This window comes from Mycobacterium sp. (assembly GCF_019243155.1).
In the GTDB taxonomy this organism is placed as follows: domain Bacteria; phylum Actinomycetota; class Actinomycetes; order Mycobacteriales; family Mycobacteriaceae; genus Mycobacterium.
In genome coordinates, this window is the sequence record NZ_JAFAUS010000056.1 from 1 (window position 1) to 4,098 (window position 4,098).

The 4,098-nt window shown below is 67.5% G+C and carries 3 protein-coding genes and 1 pseudogene; all 4 read left to right on the forward strand.

The genetic code is table 11. From position 1 onward, the window contains the following. Nucleotides 1–1,582 (forward strand): thiamine pyrophosphate-dependent enzyme (locus JOZ00_RS02930; protein WP_293339387.1); only part of this gene is annotated, 1,582 nt, incomplete at its 5' end. After that, nucleotides 1,563–2,210, forward strand: coding sequence for an SRPBCC family protein (locus JOZ00_RS02935; protein WP_293339390.1), 648 nt, complete (start codon nucleotides 1,563–1,565; stop codon nucleotides 2,208–2,210). The genes JOZ00_RS02930 and JOZ00_RS02935, both read left to right, overlap by 20 nt. Nucleotides 2,211–2,217: 7 nt before the next feature. Continuing rightward, nucleotides 2,218–3,236: pseudogene (locus JOZ00_RS02940) on the forward strand (ketoacyl-ACP synthase III family protein). Then, nucleotides 3,236–4,098 (forward strand): aminotransferase class I/II-fold pyridoxal phosphate-dependent enzyme (locus JOZ00_RS02945; protein ID WP_293339393.1); only part of this gene is annotated, 863 nt, incomplete at its 3' end. The pseudogene JOZ00_RS02940 and the gene JOZ00_RS02945, both read left to right, overlap by 1 nt.

Genomic DNA, 4,098 nt, shown 5'->3' on the forward strand with positions numbered 1-4,098 from the left:
CACGATGGCCGACGGATACAGCCGAAGCGGGGCCGGTCTCGGAGTGGTCGCGGCGACCTCGGGCGGCGGCGCGCTGAATCTGCTCGCGGCGCTGGGCGAGTCGCTCGCCAGCCGCGTCCCGGTACTCGCCCTCGTCGGCCAACCCGCCACCACGATGGACGGCCGCGGCAGCTTCCAGGACACCAGCGGCCGCAACGGATCATTGAACGCCGAGGCGCTGTTCGCGGGCGTGTCGGTGTTCTGCGAACGACTGCTTGACGCCGACGACATCGTCTCGGCATTACCGCGGGCCGTGGCCGCGGCGCGCTCCGGCGGGCCGGCGGTGTTGTTGCTGCCCAAGGACATTCAGCAGGCGCGCGTCGAGGGCGGCAACCGCAACAGTCGAGACGTGCGACCACCGGCCGCGCCGATCGGCAACCCACAGGCGATCGTGCGCGAATTGCGCAGCGCGACCGGGCAGATCACCATCATCGCCGGCGAGCAGGTGGCCCGCGATGATGCCCGCGCCGAGCTCGAGCAGCTGCGCGCGCTGCTGCGCGCGCGGGTCGCCACCGTCCCGGACGCGAAGGACGTCGCCGGCGCACCGGGCTTCGGGTCGTCCTCGGCGCTCGGGGTGACCGGTGTGATGGGGCATCCGAGCGTGGCCGAAGTGGTGGCGACGAGCGCGGTGTGCCTCGTTGTCGGCACCCGGCTGACGGTCACCGCACGCGCCGGCTTGGACGACGCGCTGGCCGCGGTGCGGACGGTCTCGATCGGGTCGGCCCCGCCATATTTCCCGTGCACCCATGTGCACACCGACGACCTGCGCGGCTCATTGCGCATGCTGATCCAGGCCCTGCGCGGTCATGGGCGGCCGACCGGCCTGCGCGTGCCCGACGTGGTGCGGCGCAGCGAGATGACACCTCCGCCCTTCGATGGAAGCGGCGTGCGGTACCGCGATGCCATGGCGGTGCTGGACGGCGCACTGCCCGACGGAGCCGACATCGTGGTCGACGCGGGAAACACGGGCGCGGCGGCGATCCACTATCTGCCGGTGCGCCGCGGTGGCAGGTTCGTGGTCGCGCTCGGGATGGGCGGCATGGGCTACAGCTTCGGCGCCGGAATAGGAATGGCGTTCGGGCGGCACAACAGCGGTCGGCCCGGCGGGCGCACCGTGGTGATCGCCGGCGACGGCGCCTTCTTCATGCACGGCATGGAGGTCCACACGGCCGTGCAATACCGCCTTCCGGTGACGTTCGTGCTGTTCAACAACAATGCCCACGCCATGTGCGTGACCCGCGAGCAGCTGTTCTACGAAGACCGCTACAGCTACAACCGTTTTCGTCACAGCAGGCTGGGCGCCGGCCTGGCGGCCATGTTCCCGGGATTGACGTCTATGGACGTCAACGACCTCAACGGGTTGGCCGCGGCGATGGGTGCGGCACTCGACATCGACGGCCCCGCGGTGGTCAGCGTCGAGTGTGCCGCCGACGAGATCCCGCCGTTTGCGCCTTTTCTCACCGCGACGGCAGCGAAACGCACTGCCGTAGATGAGATTTCAATCGCGAAGGAGAACCACACCAATGTCGCTGCCAGCGCTTGACGATATTCCCGACGTCATCGACGGGGTCACCCGCATCGAAACCAGTCCCCGGGAGAAGGCCACCCCGATCATCATGGACATGATGCGGTCGGTGTATCCGCACGACCAGGTCTTCGGTGAATACTGCACCGTCAACGATTACATCGACTGTCCGCCCGACGAACTGTACGAGTACATGGCCGACACTCGCAGCCTGGAGGAGTGGACATACAGCCTGCGCGGCTTCACCCCCACCGATGAACCCGGCCTGTGGCTGGCCTTCGACCGGCTGGGCTCGGAGACCAGGATCTACACCCGAACCGTGGCCAACAAAGAGGTTCGCACCGTCGACTACCACTGCGCCTGGGATCAGGGCACGCACCTGTGGATGATCTACCTGATGCGGGTAATCGACGCCCAAACCGTCCTGGACAAGCCGGGATCCGTTGTGCTGTGGACCAATTGCCATCACCCCTTCTACGACCACAATCCGTACCCCGAGACCGCACCGGCAGAGCGCCCGGTCTGGGTCGGCGACTTCTGGGACATGTTCGCTGCCGGCCACCTGCTGGAGATGAACAACCTCAAGGCGATCGCGGAGTACCGGCACCGCAACGGCCTTCCCGTGACGCCCAACTGGATGAGGTGAACACATCATGGGTAACTCCAGCGTCAGCCTGATCGACGTCTCCACGTACCTGCCCGGCGAGCCGATCGCCGCCGACTACTACGCCCAGTTCGCCGAATCCGACGATCTGCGCGACAACGTCATGTTCAAGGCGCCGAAGTTTCGCCATCACGTCGCACCCGATGAGAGTTCGGTCGACATGATCGAGCGCGCGGCCCAGGGACTGATCGAGCGGCACGGTCACGACGTCATCGAGGGCGCCGACGTGCTGATCACCCACACGCAGGTACCCGACATGGCGTTCTACGGCCAGGGCGGCGGCATCGCACACCGGCTCGGCATGCGGCCGTCTTGGGTGCTCGACCTCAACAACGGCGGTTGTGCCGCATTCGTGTTGGCGCTCAACGTCGCTCGTAAACTACTGGCGTCGGGCGACGGCCACACCGCCCTGATCGCCATCGCGCAGAACGCGGCGGGCCAGTTCTTCGATCAGCCGACGATTCGCCGCAAGGCGCAGTCGGCGGTGCCCGGCGATGGGGCTGCCGTCGGTCTGGTGACCGTCGGCGACCAATCGCCGATCCTCGACGTCGAGTGTCGCACCTACGGCGAATACGCGGGGGAGATGACGCTGTCCTATGACCCGCCCCGCAAGTGGGGGCGGCCGGACCCGGAGAGGGCAGCATCGGCTTCACCGAAAGCAAGATCACCAAGGTGCTGGCCCGCGGCAACCGGCAGGTTCCCGAGGTGGCCCTGGCGGTGTGCGACCGAATCGGGTTGCCCGCCAAGGACATTGACCTGCTGGTCACCAACCAGCCCAACAGGGCGTTTTTGCGCAACTGGCGTGACGCGCTCGAGTTGGGAAAGGAACGACACCGAGACACGTTCGACGAGTGCGGCAACCTGTTCGGCGCCGGGATCCCGATCAACTTAGACCGTGCGATCTCCGACGGCCAGGTCTTGAACGGGGACGTGGTCATGATGGCCGCCTTCGCGCATGCCGGAGACTTCGCCGGCGCGGCGGCGGTGCGCTGGGGCGGGCGGGGCTGATGCAGACCGCCGTGCTCGGTGACGTCGGCGACGCGCTTCCCAACGCGATCGATCCGCTTGCCTTATCGCTCAACGAGAATCCGTTCCCGCCGTTGCCGGCGGTGCGGCTGGCGCTGATCCGCTCCGTTTACGTGGCCAACCGCTATCCGGAATTCCTGCCCGAGCGGTTGCGCGGCCTGATCGCCGGCTACGTCGGGGTGCCGGCCGACAGGGTGGTGCTCGGTGCCGGCGCCACCGGTGTCGCGTTGCAGGCGTTGCAGGCGTTGACCGTTGCGGGAGACACCATCGCGATGGCCTCGCCGACATTCGACGGCTATCCGATCGTCGCGCAGATGGCACGGCTGAACCCGCTGACCGTTCCCCTGAACGAGCACGGCCACAACGACCTCGACGCGCTGGCCGACGCGGCCGCGGCGGCCCGCGTGGTGGTGGTGTGCCGCCCGCACAACCCGACCGGCACGCTGGAGCCCGTCGCCGAATTGCTGCGATTCCTGCGCCGGGTGCCCCGGGACACCGTGGTGCTGCTCGACGAGGCGTACATCGAATTCACCGAGCCCGAGCACCGGCTCGACCTGCCGACGCTGGTCGCGCAGTTTCCCAATGTCGTCGTGGTGCGGACCTTCTCCAAGGCCTATGGCCTCGCGGGCCTGCGGATCGGCTACGGGGTGGCGTCGGAAGGGCTGGCCCGGACGCTGTGGTCGCACCAGCTGCCGTTCGGCATTGCGATCACCAGCCTGCTCGCCGTCGCGGCGTCCTACCACGCGGAAGACGAACTGCAGCGCCGGATCCGGTTGATCACCGATGAACGTCGTTACTTGCGAATGCGGCTTTCCGCATTGGGGATATACAGCACCGATACGCA